Annotated in this window: 17 protein-coding genes; 11 read left to right on the top strand and 6 right to left on the bottom strand. The window is 74.2% G+C overall.

The window, feature by feature from the left end; translation table 11 throughout:
* Positions 1–6: 6 nt before the first annotated feature.
* Positions 7–723: an NUDIX hydrolase gene (locus tag BM051_RS19070; protein ID WP_092531916.1), complete on the bottom strand. Its 717-nt coding sequence runs from the start codon at positions 721–723 to the stop codon at positions 7–9.
* Between the two features lie 115 nt (positions 724–838).
* Between BM051_RS19070 and nadA the strand changes: the two genes are divergently transcribed.
* From nadA to BM051_RS19050, 4 genes are all read left to right on the top strand, one after another.
* Positions 839–1,843 (top strand): quinolinate synthase NadA, encoded by a 1,005-nt coding sequence (gene nadA / locus BM051_RS19065; RefSeq protein WP_092532190.1) that lies wholly within the window; start codon positions 839–841, stop codon positions 1,841–1,843.
* A gap of 137 nt (positions 1,844–1,980) precedes the next feature.
* The gene (locus BM051_RS19060; RefSeq protein ID WP_092531913.1) at positions 1,981–3,600 is read left to right on the top strand and encodes an L-aspartate oxidase; all 1,620 of its coding nucleotides are present in this window, start codon (positions 1,981–1,983) and stop codon (positions 3,598–3,600) included.
* Positions 3,597–4,481, top strand: a complete 885-nt coding sequence (gene nadC / locus BM051_RS19055) for a carboxylating nicotinate-nucleotide diphosphorylase (protein WP_166677608.1) — start codon at positions 3,597–3,599, stop codon at positions 4,479–4,481. Before BM051_RS19060 ends, nadC begins: the two co-directional genes overlap by 4 nt.
* A gap of 68 nt (positions 4,482–4,549) precedes the next feature.
* The gene (locus BM051_RS19050; RefSeq protein ID WP_092531910.1) at positions 4,550–5,200 is read left to right on the top strand and encodes a LuxR C-terminal-related transcriptional regulator; all 651 of its coding nucleotides are present in this window, start codon (positions 4,550–4,552) and stop codon (positions 5,198–5,200) included.
* A gap of 129 nt (positions 5,201–5,329) precedes the next feature.
* Here the strand turns inward: BM051_RS19050 and BM051_RS19045 are convergent, their stop codons facing one another.
* On the bottom strand, positions 5,330–6,127 hold the full coding sequence (locus BM051_RS19045; RefSeq protein ID WP_092532184.1) for a carbon-nitrogen hydrolase family protein: 798 nt from the start codon (positions 6,125–6,127) through the stop codon (positions 5,330–5,332).
* 28 nt (positions 6,128–6,155) lie between these two features.
* On the opposite strand from BM051_RS19045, the gene hisD reads away from it, so the two are divergent.
* Genes hisD through BM051_RS29130 form a run of 4 tightly spaced genes read left to right on the top strand, consistent with a single transcriptional unit; the run spans position 6,156 to position 9,336 of the window.
* Positions 6,156–7,481 carry a histidinol dehydrogenase gene (gene hisD / locus BM051_RS19040; protein ID WP_092531907.1) on the top strand — a complete coding sequence of 442 codons (1,326 nt, stop codon included), beginning with the start codon at positions 6,156–6,158 and terminating at the stop codon, positions 7,479–7,481.
* Positions 7,478–8,575 carry a histidinol-phosphate transaminase gene (locus tag BM051_RS19035; RefSeq protein ID WP_092531904.1) on the top strand — a complete coding sequence of 366 codons (1,098 nt, stop codon included), beginning with the start codon at positions 7,478–7,480 and terminating at the stop codon, positions 8,573–8,575. The genes hisD and BM051_RS19035 overlap by 4 nt, the downstream gene beginning before the upstream one ends.
* Positions 8,572–9,171, top strand: coding sequence for an imidazoleglycerol-phosphate dehydratase HisB (gene hisB, locus BM051_RS19030; RefSeq protein WP_092531901.1), 600 nt, complete (start codon positions 8,572–8,574; stop codon positions 9,169–9,171). Before BM051_RS19035 ends, hisB begins: the two co-directional genes overlap by 4 nt.
* A complete protein-coding gene (locus tag BM051_RS29130; RefSeq protein WP_166677609.1) occupies positions 9,172–9,336 on the top strand; it encodes a hypothetical protein in 165 nt (54 codons plus the stop codon).
* Positions 9,337–9,402: 66 nt separating this feature from the next.
* Here the strand turns inward: BM051_RS29130 and BM051_RS19025 are convergent, their stop codons facing one another.
* Both BM051_RS19025 and BM051_RS19020 read right to left on the bottom strand, forming a co-directional pair.
* Positions 9,403–10,215, bottom strand: a complete 813-nt coding sequence (locus BM051_RS19025) for an ArsR/SmtB family transcription factor (RefSeq protein WP_092531898.1) — start codon at positions 10,213–10,215, stop codon at positions 9,403–9,405.
* Positions 10,216–10,306: 91 nt separating this feature from the next.
* On the bottom strand, positions 10,307–12,493 hold the full coding sequence (locus tag BM051_RS19020; protein WP_092531895.1) for an MMPL family transporter: 2,187 nt from the start codon (positions 12,491–12,493) through the stop codon (positions 10,307–10,309).
* Positions 12,494–12,694: 201 nt separating this feature from the next.
* On the opposite strand from BM051_RS19020, the gene BM051_RS19015 reads away from it, so the two are divergent.
* The 3 genes from BM051_RS19015 to BM051_RS19005 all read left to right on the top strand — a co-directional run bounded on the left by BM051_RS19015 (position 12,695) and on the right by BM051_RS19005 (position 14,848).
* Positions 12,695–13,273 carry a TetR/AcrR family transcriptional regulator gene (locus BM051_RS19015; RefSeq protein ID WP_092531892.1) on the top strand — a complete coding sequence of 193 codons (579 nt, stop codon included), beginning with the start codon at positions 12,695–12,697 and terminating at the stop codon, positions 13,271–13,273.
* An 88-nt stretch (positions 13,274–13,361) separates the two neighbouring features.
* On the top strand, positions 13,362–14,183 hold the full coding sequence (locus BM051_RS19010) for an alpha/beta fold hydrolase (RefSeq protein ID WP_092531889.1): 822 nt from the start codon (positions 13,362–13,364) through the stop codon (positions 14,181–14,183).
* On the top strand, positions 14,180–14,848 hold the full coding sequence (locus BM051_RS19005; protein WP_092531886.1) for a TetR/AcrR family transcriptional regulator: 669 nt from the start codon (positions 14,180–14,182) through the stop codon (positions 14,846–14,848). The genes BM051_RS19010 and BM051_RS19005 overlap by 4 nt, the downstream gene beginning before the upstream one ends.
* Here the strand turns inward: BM051_RS19005 and BM051_RS19000 are convergent.
* Positions 14,845–15,432 carry an RNA 2'-phosphotransferase gene (locus tag BM051_RS19000; RefSeq protein ID WP_092531883.1) on the bottom strand — a complete coding sequence of 196 codons (588 nt, stop codon included), beginning with the start codon at positions 15,430–15,432 and terminating at the stop codon, positions 14,845–14,847. The genes BM051_RS19005 and BM051_RS19000 overlap by 4 nt on opposite strands.
* 58 nt (positions 15,433–15,490) lie before the next feature.
* The gene (locus BM051_RS18995) at positions 15,491–16,849 is read right to left on the bottom strand and encodes a condensation domain-containing protein (protein WP_166677610.1); all 1,359 of its coding nucleotides are present in this window, start codon (positions 16,847–16,849) and stop codon (positions 15,491–15,493) included.
* Position 16,850: the final 1 nt, after the last annotated feature.

The raw sequence follows: 16,850 nt of genomic DNA, 5'->3' as shown, positions 1-16,850 counted from the left end.
TTCACGTTACGACGGTGCGGCACGGCGCGCTGGCCGGCGCGGCGGCCGGGCCGGCGGGCGGAACACCGCGAACGGGTCGGTCACCTGGATGCCCTTCCCGGTGAACGAGTACAGCGCCGCGGGCCGGCCGCCGGCGCGCCCCGGCACTGCCGTGCCACCGGTGGGCGCCAGCAGCCCCCGCCGGGACAGCACGCGTTGCAGGTTGGTCGCCGACACGCGGTAGCCCAGCGCCGCCGAGTACAGGTCGCGCAGCGTGGAGACCGTGAACTCCTTCGGCGCGAGCGCGAAGCCGAGGTTGGTGTAGCACAGCTTGGCCCGCAGCCGGTCCCGCGCGCGCAGGGCGATGGCGCCGTGGTCGAACGCCGTGCGCGGCAGCGCGTCGAGCTCGTGCCAGGCGGTGTCCTCCGGCACCTCGGGGTCCACCCCGGTCGGCACGAGCCCCAGGAACGCCGTGGCCACCACCCGCGGCCCCGGCACTCGGTCGGGCGCGCTGAACACGGCCAGCTGCTCCACGTGGCTGAGCTGCTTGACGTCGACCTTCTCGGCGAGCTGCCGGCGGATCGACGCCTCCACGTCCTCGTCCGGGCGCAGCCGCCCGCCGGGCAACGACCAGCGGCCGATGTGCGGGTCGAGCGCCCGCCGCCAGAGGAGCACCCGCAGCGTGGGCGGGCCCGATGTGGCGTATCGCACCTGGAGAACGGCCGCCAGCACCTCGTGGACCATGGGGGCGCTGCTGTTAAGATGGCTACGCACGGTTTTCGATTGTAAGGCGAAAACCAGCCGTCGGCCGAGGAGGCAGGACATGGCTTTGCGGAACGCGCCCGTGTGGGACGCGCCGATGGTGGAGGCGGACGACCTCACCCCGTACGACGGCGTCGTGGCCGACGCGAACTGGGCCGACGAGGTGCGCCGGCTGGCCAGGGCCAGGGACGCCGTGCTGCTCGCGCACAACTACCAGATCCCGGAGATCCAGGAGATCGCCGACCACACCGGTGACTCGCTGGCACTCAGCCGCATCGCCGCGGCCAGCGACGCCAGCACCATCGTCTTCTGCGGCGTGCACTTCATGGCCGAGACGGCGAAGATCCTCGCTCCGGACAAGACCGTGCTCATCCCGGACGCCCGCGCCGGCTGCTCGCTGGCCGACTCCATCACCGGGGCGCAGCTGCGGGAGTGGAAGGCCGAGCACCCCGGCGCGGTGGTGGTGTCCTACGTGAACACCACGGCCGAGGTGAAGGCCGAGACGGACATCTGCTGCACCTCGTCCAACGCGGTCGATGTCGTGGCGTCGATCCCGGCGGACCGGGAGGTGCTGTTCTGTCCCGACCAGTTCCTCGGCGCGCACGTCAAGCGCGAGACCGGGCGGGAGAACCTGCACATCTGGGCCGGGGAGTGTCACGTGCACGCCGGCATCAACGGGCCGGAGCTGGCCGAGCGGGCCGCCGCCGACCCCGACGCCGACCTGTTCATCCACCCGGAGTGCGGTTGCGCCACGTCCGCGCTGTACCTGGCCGGTGAGGGCGCCGTCCCCGCGGAGAAGGTGAGGATCCTGTCCACCGGGGCCATGGTGGACGCCGCCAGGGACACGAAGGCGCGCTCGGTGCTGGTCGCCACCGAGGTCGGCATGCTGCACCAGCTGCGCAAGGCCGCACCGGAGATCGACTTCCGCGCGGTGAACGATCGGGCCTCGTGCCGCTACATGAAGATGATCACGCCGGCGGCGTTGCTGCGGGCGCTGCGGGACGGCGTGGACGAGGTGCACGTGGCCCCGGACGTCGCCGCCAGGGCCCGCGCCTCCGTGCGGCGGATGATCGAGATCGGCCGTCCCGGCGGCGGGGAATGAGCCACCGGGCCGCGACCCAGGTTATCGACGCCGAGGCGAAAACCTCCGTTGATCGAGAGATCGAGCCAAAGCGGCGAGTGACGCGGACGCCGAACACGGCGACGCGAGCGGCGAACACGGCGACGGGAACGGCGAACATGGTGATGGTGGCTCGGTGGGAGGCCAGGGCGGACCTGGTGGTGCTGGGCAGTGGGGTCGCCGGGTTGACCGCGGCGCTGCGCGCCCAGCGGCTCGGCCTGCGGGTCCTGGTGGTCACCAAGGCCGCGGTGGGCGACGGGAACACCCGCTGGGCCCAGGGCGGGGTGGCCGTGGTCCTGGAGGGCGAGCACGACGCCGGTGACTCCGTCGACCGGCACATCGCCGACACCCTCACCGCCGGCGTCGGGCTGTGCGACGAGGACGCCGTCGCCGCGATCATCGCCGGCGGGCCGGCCGCCGTGGCGCGGTTGCGTGGTCTCGGTGCCCGGTTCGACGCCCGTGACGGCCTGCTGGCCCGCACCAGGGAGGGCGGGCACAGCGCGTTCCGGGTGATCCACGCCGGCGGGGACGCCACCGGCGCCGAGGTCGAGCGCGCCCTGGTCGACACCGCCGGCGCGCGCGGCCTGCCGGTGCTGGAACGGCACATCGCGGTGGACACCCTGCGCACCCCGCTGGGTGCCGTGGCCGGGGTGACCGTCCTCGACCCCGACGGCGTTCCCGGCGTGCTGCGGGCACCCGCCGTGCTCATCGCCACCGGCGGGCTCGGCCAGCTCTACCAGGCCACCTCGAACCCCGAGGTCGCCACCGGCGACGGGCTGGCGCTGGCGCTGCGCGCCGGTGCCCTCGCCGCGGACGTGGAGTTCGTGCAGTTCCACCCCACGGTGCTCTACGTACCCGGCGCGCGCGGCCGCTGCCCGCTGGTCACCGAGGCGGTGCGCGGCGAGGGCGCGGTGCTGGTCGACGGCGCCGGCGCGCCGGTGATGCGCGGCGTGCACCCGCTCGGCGACCTCGCCCCGCGGGACGTGGTGTCGGCGGCGATCACCCGCCGGATGGCGGCGGCGCCGGGAGGCGTGGACGACCACGTGTTCCTCGACGCCACCGGGATCGCCGGCTTCGCCACCAGGTTCCCCACCGTGCACGCCGCCTGCCGGGCGGCCGGTGTCGACCCCGTGCGTGACCCCATCCCGGTGGCGCCGGCCGCGCACTTCGCCTGCGGCGGGGTGGCCACCGACACCGCTGGCCGGACCGAGGTGCGCGGGTTGTACGCGGCGGGCGAGGTGGCCCGCACGGGGCTGCACGGCGCCAACCGGTTGGCGTCCAACAGCCTGCTGGAGGGTCTGGTGGTCGGTGAGCGGGCGGCCGAGGCCGTCGCCGCCGACCTCGCCACGGGGCTGCTCGCCGACCCGCGGCACGGCCGGGCCCCGGAACGCGGCCTCGCCGGAGTCGTCGAGCGGGACGCCCTGCAGCGGGTGATGATTCGCTACGCCGCGATCGGCCGGGATGCCGAGGGGCTCGCGGTGGCCGGTTCCGTCCTCGCGCTGTCCACAGTGGACACTCCGCTGTGGACGCACGAGGCGATCGAGGACGCCGCGCTCACCCTGGTGGCCGGCGCGCTGCTGACCGCCGCGGCCCGGCGCACCGAGTCCCGGGGCTGCCACGTCCGCACCGACTTCCCCGAGCGGGACGACCCGGGGTGGCGGCGCAGCCAACTGGTCCGGCTGAGCCCCTCCGGCCACCCCGTGCTGGCCGACCCGGTGCTGCTGGAGGGTGCGGCATGACCGGCCCGATGACCTGCCAGGGCCCGCCGGCGGAGGACGTGCGGCGGATCGTGACGACCGCGCTCGCCGAGGACCTGCGGCACGGGCCGGACGCCACCACCGAGGCCACCGTGCCGGCGGGGGCGATCGCCACGGCCGAGCTCACCCCGCGGGCGGCGGGGGTGGTCGCCGGCCTCCCGCTCGCGCTCGCGGTGTTCGAGGAGGTCCTGTCCGGTGACGTGACCGTGGTGCACCGGGGCACGGACGGTGATCCCGCGGTCCCGGGAGAGCCGGTGCTGGTGCTGCGCGGACCGGTCCGCGGGCTGCTCGTCGCCGAGCGCACCGCGTTGAACCTGCTCTGCCACCTCTCCGGCGTGGCCACCGCGACCGCCGCGTGGGTGTCGGCGGTGGCCGGAACCGGCTGCCGGATCCGGGACTCCCGCAAGACCCTGCCCGGCCTGCGGTCGGCACAGAAGTACGCGGTGCGCTGCGGCGGCGGGGTCAACCACCGGATGGCGCTGGGCGACGCGGTGCTGATCAAGGACAACCACGTGGTGGCCGCGGGGTCGGTCGGGGCGGCGCTGCGGTCGGTCCGCGAGTGGCTGGGCCGCGCCGGTACCCCGGACCTGCCGTGCGAGGTCGAGGTCGACGACCTCGACCAGTTCGACGAGGCCCTCGCCGCCGGCGCCGACGAGATCCTGCTGGACAACTTCACCCCGGAGCAGTGCGCCGAGGCGGTGCACCGGCGGGCCGAGCGTGGCGCCGGCGCGCGGCTGGAGGCCTCCGGCGGGCTGCGGCTGGCCACCGCGCGAGCGTACGCCGAGTCCGGCGTGGACTATCTGGCGGTAGGCGCGCTCACCCACTCGGCGCCGGCCCTCGACCTCGGAATGGACCTGCGCTGAGCGCCACCCGGGTGCCTGCCGTCCAGCGGCTCCCAACGCGCGCGGGATGGGGAAGGATTAATCGCGTGATGGAGAAATCGGGTGCTCGCGATTATCCGGTCCGGGCGGCGGTGATCGACGACCACCCGCTGTACCGCGGGGCCGTGGTCCGCGTGCTGGGCGCGGCCAGGATCGAGGTGTGCGCGGAAGCCGAGTCGGTGGACCGGTTCGCCGGGTATCGCGTGCCGCCGGGCGCCGTCGTCGTGCTCGACCTCAAGCTGCCGGGCCGCAGCGGCGGCGCGGCGGTGGCCGAGGTGGTGGCGATGGGGCACGACGTGCTGGTGGTGTCGGCCTACAGCGCGCACGTCGACGTGCTCGGCGCGATCGCCGCCGGCGCGAAGGGCTACCTGGCGAAGACGGCCGACGGCGACGACATCGTCCGGGCGGTGTGCACGGTCGCCGCGGGCGGGTCGTACTTCTCGCCGGCGCTGGCGTCGCTGATGCTGGACTCGGAGCGCGACCGCGCCGGCGGTGCCCGGCTCGAGCTGTCCGTGCGGGAACGGCAGGTGCTCTCGCTGGTCGCGGCCGGCGAGCGGGACCAGGACATCGCCGAGGCCATGTCGATCAGCGTGCGGACGGTGCGCTCCTACCTCGACCGCATCCGGGACAAGACCGGCTACCGCCGCCGCCCCGAGCTCACCCGCCTCGCCATAGAAGAAGGCCTCACCACCCACCCCTGACCCACGTGTGTCCGCGCCCTGTGCACGTGTGTCCGCGTTCTGTGCACCGGTGTCCGCGTCGTGCGGCGCCGACGCGCGGTCACAGCGCGCGGACACGACAGCCACTGCCGTGTCCGCGCTCCGGCCCGGTTACCGGCCGAGGCGGCGGTTGGCCAGCACGCCGGTCGCCGCGCGGGACTTCTCGGCGAGCTCGGGGTCGATGTCGACCACGAGCCGGTCGGGTGCCGCGCCGAGTTGCGCGCGCACCTGCCCGAACGGATCCGCCACGGTCGAGTACCCGATCCCGGTCGGCGCCTTCGGGTGCACCGCGACGCCGGTGGCCACCGGGTCGGCCTGGCCGCAGCCGAGCACCCAGGTGCCGGAGTCCAGCGCCCGCGCTCGCACCAACAGCTCCCACTGCTCCCGCTTGCCCTCCCCGGCGCCCCACGACGCGGGCACCAGCATCGCCGCGGCGCCGCGCTCGGCCAGCGCCTGGAACAGCGCGGGGAACCGCAGGTCGTAGCAGGTCGCCACGCCCAGCCGCACGCCGTCCACGTCCACGGTCACCGGCTCCGCGCCGCCGGCGACGGTGTCGGACTCGCGGAACCCGAATGCGTCGTAGAGGTGGATCTTGTCGTAGCCGATGTGCACGCCGAGCCCGGTGAGCAGCAGCGTGTTGCGCACCCGCTCACCGGCCGGGGTGAACATGCCGGCCACGACCAGCACGTCGTGCTCGGCGGCGACGTCGGCCACGGCGCGCGCCCACGGCCCGTCGAGCGGCTCGGCCAGTGGCGCCAGCGGCACCCCGAACCGGGCCATCATGGCCTCCGGGAACACCACGACCCTGGCGCCCTCCCGCGCCGCCGCGGCGACCTCGACCCGGATCAGCGCGAGGTTGGCCGACGGCTCCGGCTCCGCCGTGCGCTGGCACAGGGCGATGCGCAGCACGCTCACCTCCGAAAGCTACCCTTGACCCATGCTCAACCGTACCGACCTGCGGGGTCGCGTCCCGGCACCGGCCGAACTGCGCGCCACGCTGCCGCGCGCCGAGGTGGACGTGGACGCGGCGCTGCGTGCGGTGCGGCCGGTGGTCGACGCGGTGCGCGAGCGCGGCGTCGACGCGGTGCTGGAGTACACCGAGCGGTTCGACAAGGTGCGCCCGCGCGCCGTCCGGGTGCCCGCGGCGGAGCTCGACCGCGCGCTCGCCGAGCTGGATCCGGCCGTGCGGGCCGCGCTCACCGAGGCCATCGCCAGGGCCCGTCGGGTGCACGCCGACCAGCGGCGCCCCGACGTCACCACCGAGGTGGTGCCCGGCGGCACGGTCACCGAGCGCTGGGTCCCGGTGGCCCGCGTCGGGCTCTACGCGCCGGGCGGGCTGGCCGTCTACCCGTCCAGCGTCGTGATGAACGTCGTGCCCGCGCAGGCCGCCGGCGTGTCGTCGCTGGTGCTCTGCTCGCCGCCGCAGGCCGAGTTCGGCGGGCTGCCACACCCCACCACGCTGGCCGCCGCCGCGCTGCTCGGGGTGGACGAGGTGTGGGCGGTCGGCGGCGCGCAGGCCGTCGCGCTGCTCGCCCACGGCGGCACCGACACCGACGGCACCCGGCTCGACCCCGTCGACATGGTGACCGGTCCCGGCAACGTCTACCTCACCGCGGCCAAGCGGTTGCTGCGCGGCGTCGTCGGGATCGACTCCGAGGCGGGACCCACCGAGATCGCCGTGCTGGCCGACGGCACGGCCGACCCCGCGCACGTCGCCGCCGACCTGGTCAGCCAGGCCGAGCACGACCCGCTCGCCGCGAGCGTGCTGGTCACCACGTCGGAGGCGCTGGCCGACGCGGTGGACGCCGAGCTGGCTCGGCGGGTGCCGGCCACCAAGCACGCCGATCGGGTGCGCGAGGCGTTGACCGGCACGCAGTCCGGCACCGTGCTGGTGTCCAGTGTGGACGACGGGGTCCTGGTGGTGGATGCCTACGCCGCCGAGCACCTGGAGATCCAGACCGCCGACGCGCGCGCCGTCGCGGCCAAGGTGCGCAACGCCGGGGCGATCTTCGTCGGGCCGTACGCGCCGGTGTCGCTGGGCGACTACTGCGCCGGCTCCAATCACGTGCTGCCCACCGGCGGCTCCGCCCGACACTCGTCCGGCCTGTCGGTGCAGACGTTCCTGCGCGGCATCCACGTCGTGGACTACAGCGCGGACGCGCTGCGCGACGTCGCCGGCAAGGTGGTGGCGCTGGCCGACGCCGAGGACCTGCCGGCACACGGCGAGGCGGTCACCGCGCGGTTCCCGGGGGATGCCCGGTGAGTCTCGACGACGTCACGCTGGACCAGCTCCCGCTGCGCGAGGACCTGCGCGGGCGCAGCCCGTACGGGGCGCCGCAGCTGGACGTGCCGGTGCGGCTCAACACCAACGAGAACCCCTACCCGCCGCCGCCCGGGCTGGTGGACGACGTGACCGTCGCCGTCCGCGCGGCCGCCGCCGACCTGCACCGCTACCCGGACCGGGACGCCGTCGAGCTGCGCCGCGACCTCGCCGCGTACCTGTCCGGCGCCACCGGTGTCGCGCTCACCGAGCGGAACCTGTGGGCGGCCAACGGCTCCAACGAGGTGCTGCAGCAGATCCTGCAGGCCTTCGGCGGGCCGGGACGCACCGCGCTGGGGTTCGAGCCGTCGTACTCGATGCACCCGATCATCGCGGCCGGCACCCGCACCGACTGGGTGCCCACCCCGCGGCGGCCGGACTTCACCGTGGACACCGATCGGGCCGCGGAGATCGTCGCCGAGCGCCGGCCGGACGTCGTGTTCGTCACCAGCCCGAACAACCCCACCGGCGGCTCGATCCCCCTGTCCGGGCTCGGGTCCCTGCTGCGGGCCGCGCCGGGGATCGTGGTGGTGGACGAGGCCTACGCCGAGTTCTCCGCCCGGCCCAGCGCGGTGCGGCTGCTGGCCGACCACCCGGCGACGCTGATCGTGTCGCGCACGATGAGCAAGGCGTTCGCGTTCGCCGGCGGCCGGCTCGGCTACCTGGCCGCGACGCCGGCGGTGGTCGACGCGCTGCAGCTGGTCCGGCTGCCCTACCACCTGTCCGTGCTCACCCAGGCGGCGGCCCGCGCGGCGCTGCGGCACGCCGGCGAGACGCTGGCCTCGGTGGCGACGCTGGCAGCCGAGCGCGACCGGGTGGTCGAGGCGTTGCGCGGGTTGGGCTTCGAGCCGGTGCCCAGCGACGCCAACTTCATCCTGTTCGGACGGTTCGCCGACGCGCCGGCCGCGTGGCGGGCCTATGTGGATGCCGGGGTGCTGGTCCGCGACGTCGGCATCGAGGGCCACCTGCGGGTGAGCGTGGGCACCCCGGAGGAGAACGACGCCTTCCTGGCGGCGAGCAAGGAGGTGCCGCGGTGAGCCGCGTCGGCAAGGTGGAGCGCACCACGAAGGAGGCTTGCGTCCGGGTCGAGGTGGACCTCGACGGCACCGGGCAGGTCGAGGTCGCCACCGGCGTGCCGTTCTACGACCACATGCTGCACTCCTTCGGCGTGCACGGCTCGCTGGACCTGCGGATCGAGGCCGAGGGCGACGTGCACGTCGACGCCCACCACACGGTCGAGGACACCGCGATCGTGCTGGGCCAGGCCATCCGCGAGGCGCTCGGCGACAAGAGTGGCATCCGCCGCTTCGGCGACGCCTGGATCCCGATGGACGAGACGCTCGCGCACGCCGCGATCGACGTGTCCGGCCGGCCGTACTGTGTGCACGTCGGCGAGCCGGAGCACTTCACCACCTTCACCATCGGTGGAAACTATCCGTTCGTGTTGACCCGGCACGTGTTCGACTCGCTGAGCTTCCACGCGCAGATCGCGCTGCACGTCCGCGTGCTGCACGGTCGCGACCCGCACCACATCGCCGAGGCGCAGTACAAGGCGGTGGCCAGGGCACTGCGCGCGGCCACCGAGCCGGACCCGCGGGCCGGCGGCGTCCCGTCGACGAAGGGAGTGCTGTAGATGGTGGGGCCCGGGCAGCTCGTGCCGCTGCTGCTGTTCGCCCTCGCCGGGTTCCTGCTCGGCGGGGTCTACAGCACGTGGAAGCGGTCCCGCCCGCTCGCGGTCACCCTCGGTGTCGCCGCGGCACTGGCCGTCGGCGGCGCGGTGGCCTGGCTGTCGGGTTGACGGGCTGACGGGCTGACGGGCTGACGTGGTGTGCCACCCCCGACGTGGGGGTGGCGCACCGACGGCTCAGTGCTCGGCCGGCTCCGGCAGCGGCTCGCCGGTCTCCAGCAGCGTCTTGAGGCTGGCCAGCAGCTCCGGCCACCCGCCGGTGGTCTCGCCGCGCACCGCGCGGAGCATCTCGCTGCCCGGCTCGAAGCCGTCGTGGATCACGGTCAGCTTGACGTTCGGCCCGGCCGGCTCGATCTCGAAGGTCACCGTCGAGACGCGCTCCTTGCAGCGCTCGGCGAACTCCTCGGCGGACCAGCCGAACAGCTCGGCGTGCTCGGGCTGGTAGTTGTGCCACCGGTAGGACAGTCGCCGGTACGGTTCGGACTCCAGCACCACCTGGCCCAGGTCGCGGAACTCCTCGCCCGGCGCGTTCTGCCACTTCACCGGTGAGCCCACCCGCCAGTCCGACTCCAGCGCCACGCCACCCCAGTAGCGCCGGGTGAACTCGGGCTCGGTCAGTGCCCGCCACAGCCGCTCGGATGTGGTGCGGATGTAGGTGGTGTAGACGAAGTCGGTCCTGCTCACGGTGCTCTCCAATGCGGTCCTCAGGTCGGTGAGCGCGCGTGCCCGCTCCCGGCCGTACTGGTCGATCCAGCGTTCGGCGATGGCGTTGATGGGCGCGGCGTTGAGGTAGTGCAGCTTCTGCCGTCCGCGGCGGACCGTGCTCACCAGCATGGCCGCCTCCAGCACGGCGAGGTGCTTGCTCACCGACTGGCGCGCCATGTCCAGCTCGGCGCACAGCTCGGTCAGGCTCTGGCCGTTCCGCGCGTTCAGGCTGTCGAGCAGCCGCCGCCGCCCGGGGTCGGCCAGTGCCTTGAAGACCGCATCCATGGATGTCGCCGCCATCGCCCCATTATGCAGCCGTTCGGCTGCCTATGGAGGATAGGCAGCCGAACGGCTGCACGTCAACGCTCGAGCCGGATCAACGCGCGGGCTCGAGGACCCGGTCGGCGTCGCCCGCCTCCCGGCCGAGCCGCTCGCCCTCGACGTCCACCGTCGGCAGCACCCGGTCCAGCCACGTCGGCAGCCACCAGGCCCGCCGGCCGAGCAGGGACATCACCGCCGGCACGATCGTCATCCGCACCACGAACGCGTCCACCGCCACGCCGAAGGCGAGCGCGAACCCGATCGACTGGATCAGCGTGTCCCGTGCCAGCACGAACCCGGCGAACACGCTGATCATGATCAGCGCGGCGGCGACCACCACCCGCGCGCCGTGCCGGAAGCCGATGATCATCGCCTGGTCCGGCTCGGCGCCGTGCACGTGTTCCTCGCGCATCCGGGTCACCAGGAACACCTGGTAGTCCATCGCGAGTCCGAACAGGACACCGATCAGCAGGATCGGCAGCATGCTCATGATCGGCCCCGCCGACGCGACGCCGAGCAGGTCGTTCAGCCAGCCCCACTGGAACACCGCCACCACGGCACCGAACGTGGCGGCGACCGAGCCGAGGAAGCCCAGCGCGGCCTTCAGCGGCACCACCACGGACCGGAACACCAGCATCAGCAGCACGAACGCCAGGCCGACGATCAGCCCGAGGTAGGGCAGCAGCGCGTCGGAGAGCGTGCGCGAGACGTCGATGTTCATCGCGGTGTGCCCGGTGACCGCCAGGTCGGCGCCGGTGCTGGCGCCCAGGTCCGCCGCCTGGTCGCGGATGGCGGTGACCAGCTCCTCGGTGGCGGCGCTGCTCGGCCCACTGCGCGGGATCACCGTGAGCAGCGCGGTGTCGCCGTCCGGGTTGAGCCGCGGCGGGGTCACCGCGGCGACGTCAGGGAGGCCGGCGACGCGCTGGGTGGCCAGCTGCGTCGCGCCCTGCCGGTTCTGCGCGTCGCGCAGGTCGAGCACCACGGTCAGCGGCCCGTTGGCACCCTCGCCGAAGCCGGCGGTCACCAGGTCGTACGCCTTGCGCTGGGTCGAGCCGGGCGCGGCGGTGCTGCCGTCGGGAAGGCCGAGCTGCATCGACGCGGCCGGCACGGCCACCACCAGCAGCCCGAGCACGGCGGTGGCGAGCACGGCGATCCGGCGGCGGGCGACGAACCGGGCCCAGCGCGTGCCCAGGCTCGTCCGGTCCTGGCGTGGCCCGCGCAGCCCGGGGATTCGGCCGCCGCGCACGCGGTCGCCGGCGAAGCCGAGCACGGCGGGCAGCAGGGACACCGCGATCACCACGGCGACGGCGACGGTGACCGACGCGGCGAGGCCCATCTCGCCGAGGAACGGGATGCCCACCACGGTGAGCCCGGCGAGCGCGACGATGACCGTGAGCCCGGCGAAGACCACCGCGGAGCCGGCGGTGCCGACCGCGCGACCGGCCGCCTCCTCGGGTGCGCGGCCGGCGTCCAGCTCGTGCCGGTAGCGGGAGACGATGAACAGGGCGTAGTCGATGCCCACCGCGAGCCCGATCATCAGCGCGAGCACCGGGGTGTTGGAGTTGAGCTCGAGGAAGCCGGACGCGGTGGTGATGCCGGCCATCCCGATGCCGACCCCGATCAGCGCGGTGAGCAGCGGCAGGCCGGCGGCGACTAGCGAGCCGAAGGTGATTACCAGCACCACCGCGGCCACCGCGACGCCGACGATCTCGGTCGGCTCGGTGGTCGGCACGGCCTGCACGGCGTCGCCGCCGAACTCCACCTGGAGTCCGGCGTCCCGGCCCGGCTCGGTGGCGGCGAGCAGCGCGGCGCGGTCGGCGTCGGTCAGCTCGAAGCCCTGGACCCGGTAGCTGACCTGGGCCAGCGCGACGCGGCCGTCGGGGGAGACGGCCTGGGTCGAGAACGGGTCGGCCACCTGGACCACCCGGGGCGCGGCGCGCAGCGCGGCGACGACCTCCTCGGCGGCGGCGCGGTTCGCCGGCTCGGCGAGGGTCTCGCCCTCCGGCGCGGCGATGGCCACCCGCGCGGTGGCGCCGCCGGCGGCGGCCTGCGGGAACCGCTCGGCGAGCCGGTCGATCGCCTGCTGCGACTCGGTGCCGGGGATCGACACCGAGGTGCTCAGCGGGCCGGACAGCGTCAGCGCGCCGATGCCGAGCGCCACGAGCAGGGTCGCCCAGACCCCGGCGACCAGGGTGCGTCGCCGGAAGGAGAACCGGCCGAGCCGGTAGAGGAGTGAGGCCACGCCGAAGCTCCGTTTCGTCCGCTGTCCTTCGATCGGGTTACGGCCGAAGCTAGCCGAACGGCAAGGAGGCCGCCAAGCCGATCGGCAAGTATGTGACTAGCCGCACGGCTAGGCGTTCCCTAGCCGATCGACAGGTGGCCCGTTTGCCGTTCGGCTAGCCCGCGGCGTAGGGTCGCGGAGGTTTGACGAGGAGGTTCGGCCATGACCGCCGACGTGCGGGACGCGGAGGGCACACGGGCCCGGCTGCTGGCCACCGCGCTGCGGCTGTTCACCGAGCACGGGGTCGAGGGCACGTCGCTGCAGATGATCGCCGACGCGCTCGGGGTCACGAAGGCCGCGGTGTACTACCACTTCAAGGCGAAGGACGAGATCACCGCGGCGGTGACCGAGCCGGCGTTGCGGGAGCTGGAGACGATCGTCGCCGACGCGGAGGCGCAGCGCCGGCGGGGCGCCCAGGTCGACCACCTGCTGGCCGGGTTCGTCGACCTGATCGTGCGGCACCGGGCGCTGGTGGCGTTGTTCAGCAGTGACCCCGGGGTGGCGCGGGCGATCGAGCACGCGGCGGGCGACTTCGAGGGACTCAAGGAGCGGCTGGTGTCGGTGCTGGTCGGGCCCGAGCCGGAGTTGCGCACCACGGTCGCGGCGCACGTGGCGCTGGCCGGGCTGGCGCTGGCCGGTGGGGCGCCCTACCTGGCCCACCTCGACGACGACACGTTGCGCGCGGAACTGCTCGACATCGGCCGCCGGCTGCTTGGCCGGCCACGGCGGGCGGCCCGCTGAGGCCACAGACCCTACGCACTCCTTGTCCGACGGCGGTGACGCGCGGTACGTTTGACCAATTACACGAAATTGGTCAAGAAGTTCGATCATGACAGCACACGTACTGGAGCGCGCGGGTTCGCGGCTGCACTACTGGCTGGCCGGTCCCGAGCGGGCACCGTTGGTGGTGTTCACCCATGGGGCGTCGATGGATCACGGCATGTTCGACGAGCAGGTGCCGGCGGTCGTCGGCGCCGGATATCGGGTGCTGACCTGGGATGTCCGCGGTCATGGGCGCTCCAAGCCGCTGGGCGACCGGCCCGTCTCGGTGCGCGCGTTGGCCGCGGACCTGCTCGCCGTGCTGGACGAGATCGACCGCGGGGAGCCGGTCTGCCTGGTGGGCCAGTCCCTCGGCGGCTACCTGGCACAGGACATCGTGTTCACGCACCCGCATCGGGTGGCCGTCCTCGGCATCATCGGGTCCACCTGCGCGACACTGCCGATCCCGTGGTGGCAGCGGTGGTCGCTGGCGGCCAGCCCGCTGATGCTCCGATTGTGGCCGGACGGTGACCTGCGGCGCCGGATCGCGCAGCGCACGGCGGAGACATCACGGGCACGCGAGTACGCGCTCGCCGCCACCCAGCGGCTCACCAAGGACGAGTTCGTGGCGGTGTGGGGCGCGGTCGCGAAGGCCATCCATCCCGAACCGGGCTACCGCATCGAGCACCCGCTGCTGCTCTGCCACGGCGACCGGGACCGCGTGGGTGACGTGGCCGAGACCGCGCCGCGGTGGGCCGCTCGGGATCCGCGGTGCCGGTACGAGGTCGTGCCGAACGCGGGCCACAACGCCAACCAGGACAACCCGGAGTGGTTCAACCAGATCCTGATGGACTTCCTCGCGGCGCACTTCCCGCCGGGCGGCGCCGGATGAGCGAGCGGGCGGGGCGGATTCTGACCGCCGCCGCGGAGTTGTTCCTGCGGTTCGGCGTCGCGAAGACCACTGTCGACGACATCGCCCGTGCGGCCGGGGTGTCCAAGGGCTCGGTGTATCTGGAGTTCCGGGGCAAGGACGAGCTGTTCGAGGCGCTGGTGAAGGCGGAGGTCCGCGGCTATCTCGATGCCGTGCTCGGCAGGGTGGAGGGCGACCCCGAGGGTGGCAGGCTGGGGCGCATCTACCGGCACGCGATCGACGAACTGCTGGCGCGACCGCTGCTGATGGCGCTCTACACCCGTGACGCCGACCTGCTGGGCGCGATGGTCCGCCGGCACGGCGCGGCCCGCTACGCGCCGCGGTTCCCGCTGGGCCGTGAGTTCGTCGAGCGGTTGCAGGCGGCCGGGCTGGTGCGGCCCGACGTCGACCCCGGTGCGCTCAGCGACGCGATGGCCGTGGTGTCCGTCGGGCTGGTGATGGCGCCCCCACTGCACGGCGACGGCCGGAACTGGCCGTTGCCCGGCACCGTCGACCTGCTCGCCACCATGGTGACCGAGGTGGCCGAGCCACCGGATGCCGGCGGGGCCGACCAGGCCGCCGTGGCCGCCGGCAAGGCGGCGTTCGCCGCGCTGTGCCGGCGGCTGGCCGAGGAGATCGCGAGCTAGCGGCGCGACGTGTCCGGGGGTTGGTCGAGAAGGACGTGCGACTCGGCGCGCAGAAATCGCGGCGGCACGTGGGGGACGAGCCAGACGCCGTTGGCGCTGACCCGGAACCGGTGGCCGGCGGCGTGCATGGCGTGGGCGTCGACGGTGAGCACGACGGGCCGGCCGCGCCGCGCGCCGACCGCGGTGGCGGTGTCGGGGCTGGTGGAGAGGTGGACGTCGTGCCGCCGCATGGGTCGCAGCCCCTCCCGGCGGATGGCGTCGAGGACGTGCTCGACGGTGCCGTGGTAGAGCACGTCGGGCGGGGTGGCGACGGGAAGGTCCAGCTCCACCCGCACGGTGTGCCCTTGGTTGGCCCGGATCCGCCGGCCGGTCTCGTCGTAGCCGAAGCGCCGCTTGTCGTTGCCGGCGACGACCTCGTCGAGCTCCGCCCTGGTGAGCCGCACCCCGTGCCGGGCCAGCGCGGCCAGCAGGTCGTCCACCGCGACCCACCCGCCGGGCTCCAGTTCGAGCCCGATCTCGTGCGGCGCGTGCCGCAGGTGCCGCGAGATCCGCTTGGACGCGCGAACGAGCGCGGAGTGCTTCATCTCGACGACATTCTGCCAGGGCGAACGCCTGGGGGCACCCCGTTTCGGCGATCGGTGGTCACCGCGCCGCGACACCGTGGGCCACCTCGGCCAGCGTCTCACCCAGCGCTCCGACGAACGCGCCCACCGACCGCTCTGCCTCGGGCGTCGCGGGGTACCGCGAGCGCAGGAACAGCCCGTCATGCGTGCGGGACACCCAGAACTGCGCGTCGTCGGTGGCGGTGACGTTGCTGATGTGCCACGCCCGCCGCGGCCCGTGCCACTCCGCGCCCGGCAGCCTCTGGTAATCCACATAGGACAACATGAAGACGTCGTCGCCGTCTCGACGGAAGGCGTCGCCCAGCGCGTCGAGCACCCTGGCCACCGGCACGTCCACGTGCTCCCGCGCGGCCCGGAACTCCGCGCCCGCCGCCGCCACCGCGTCCGCGAACCGACCCGCCCGCGCGTCCACGGTCAGCGGCGCCACCGTCGTCAGCCACCCCACCGTGTGCCGCCACCGCGGCGCGGTCCGGGTGTGCAGTGGGGTGAGCAACCGCAACACCGGGCCCCCGCCGAGCCGTCGCGCGGCCAGCCCCGCCGCGGCCAGCACCCCGGTGACGCTGCTGCCGTCGGCCGCCCGGCACGCCGCCGCGAACGCCTCAGCGCCCGCGCCGTCCAGCAGCCGCGACATCCCCGTCGCCTGCGGGAGGGCCCGCCCTGGCCGCGCGCCCAGGTCGAGTGGGAACCTCGGCGTCGTGCCGCCCCCGGCGGCGAGGAAGTCCCGCCACCGCCGCACCGCGCCGGCCGGCAGGTCGACCGCGGCCTGCTCCCGCGCGCAGAACTCCAGGAAGCTCGCCGCCGGTGGCAGCCGCACCGGAACGCCCGCCCGCACCGCGGCGTAGATTTCCGGCAGCTCGTGCGCCGCGACCGCCAGCGAGTACCCGTCGACGTCCCGGTGGTCGAACCCGCAGAACAGAGTGGACAGTCCTGGCCGGACGATCGTGGCGAGCAGGTACGACGGCCAGCCCAGCGGCCGGCACACCGCGTCCAGCCGGGCCCGCAGGTGCTCGCGCAACGTCACCGGGTCGTCGAACTCCCGGCCACCGGACTCGCCGACCGTCACCTCCGCGGCCGGCACCACGAACCGCTCGAGCCGGTCGCCGCGGCGACGGAACCCGCTGCGCAACGTCTCGTGCCGGCGCAGCCACGACGTCAGCGCGGCCCGCAACGCCCCGGGGTCGAGCGGGCCGGGCAGGTCGACCGCGACCGCCAGCCACGTGCTCGGCCCGTCCCTGCGGTCGGCGGTGGCCAGGTGGAACCGCTGGTTGAACGACGGCGGCGCCGGCACGGCCGGCGGGTCGGCCACCGCCGTGCCGGCCGGCCACTCGACCACCGTGCCGGCCTCCGGCAGGTAGCGGTCGATCGTGCTGACCCGCACC

This window comes from Amycolatopsis arida (genome assembly GCF_900115565.1).
Taxonomy (GTDB): Bacteria; Actinomycetota; Actinomycetes; order Mycobacteriales; family Pseudonocardiaceae; genus Yuhushiella; species Yuhushiella arida.
This window is presented reverse-complemented; position numbering and strand designations above follow the sequence as displayed.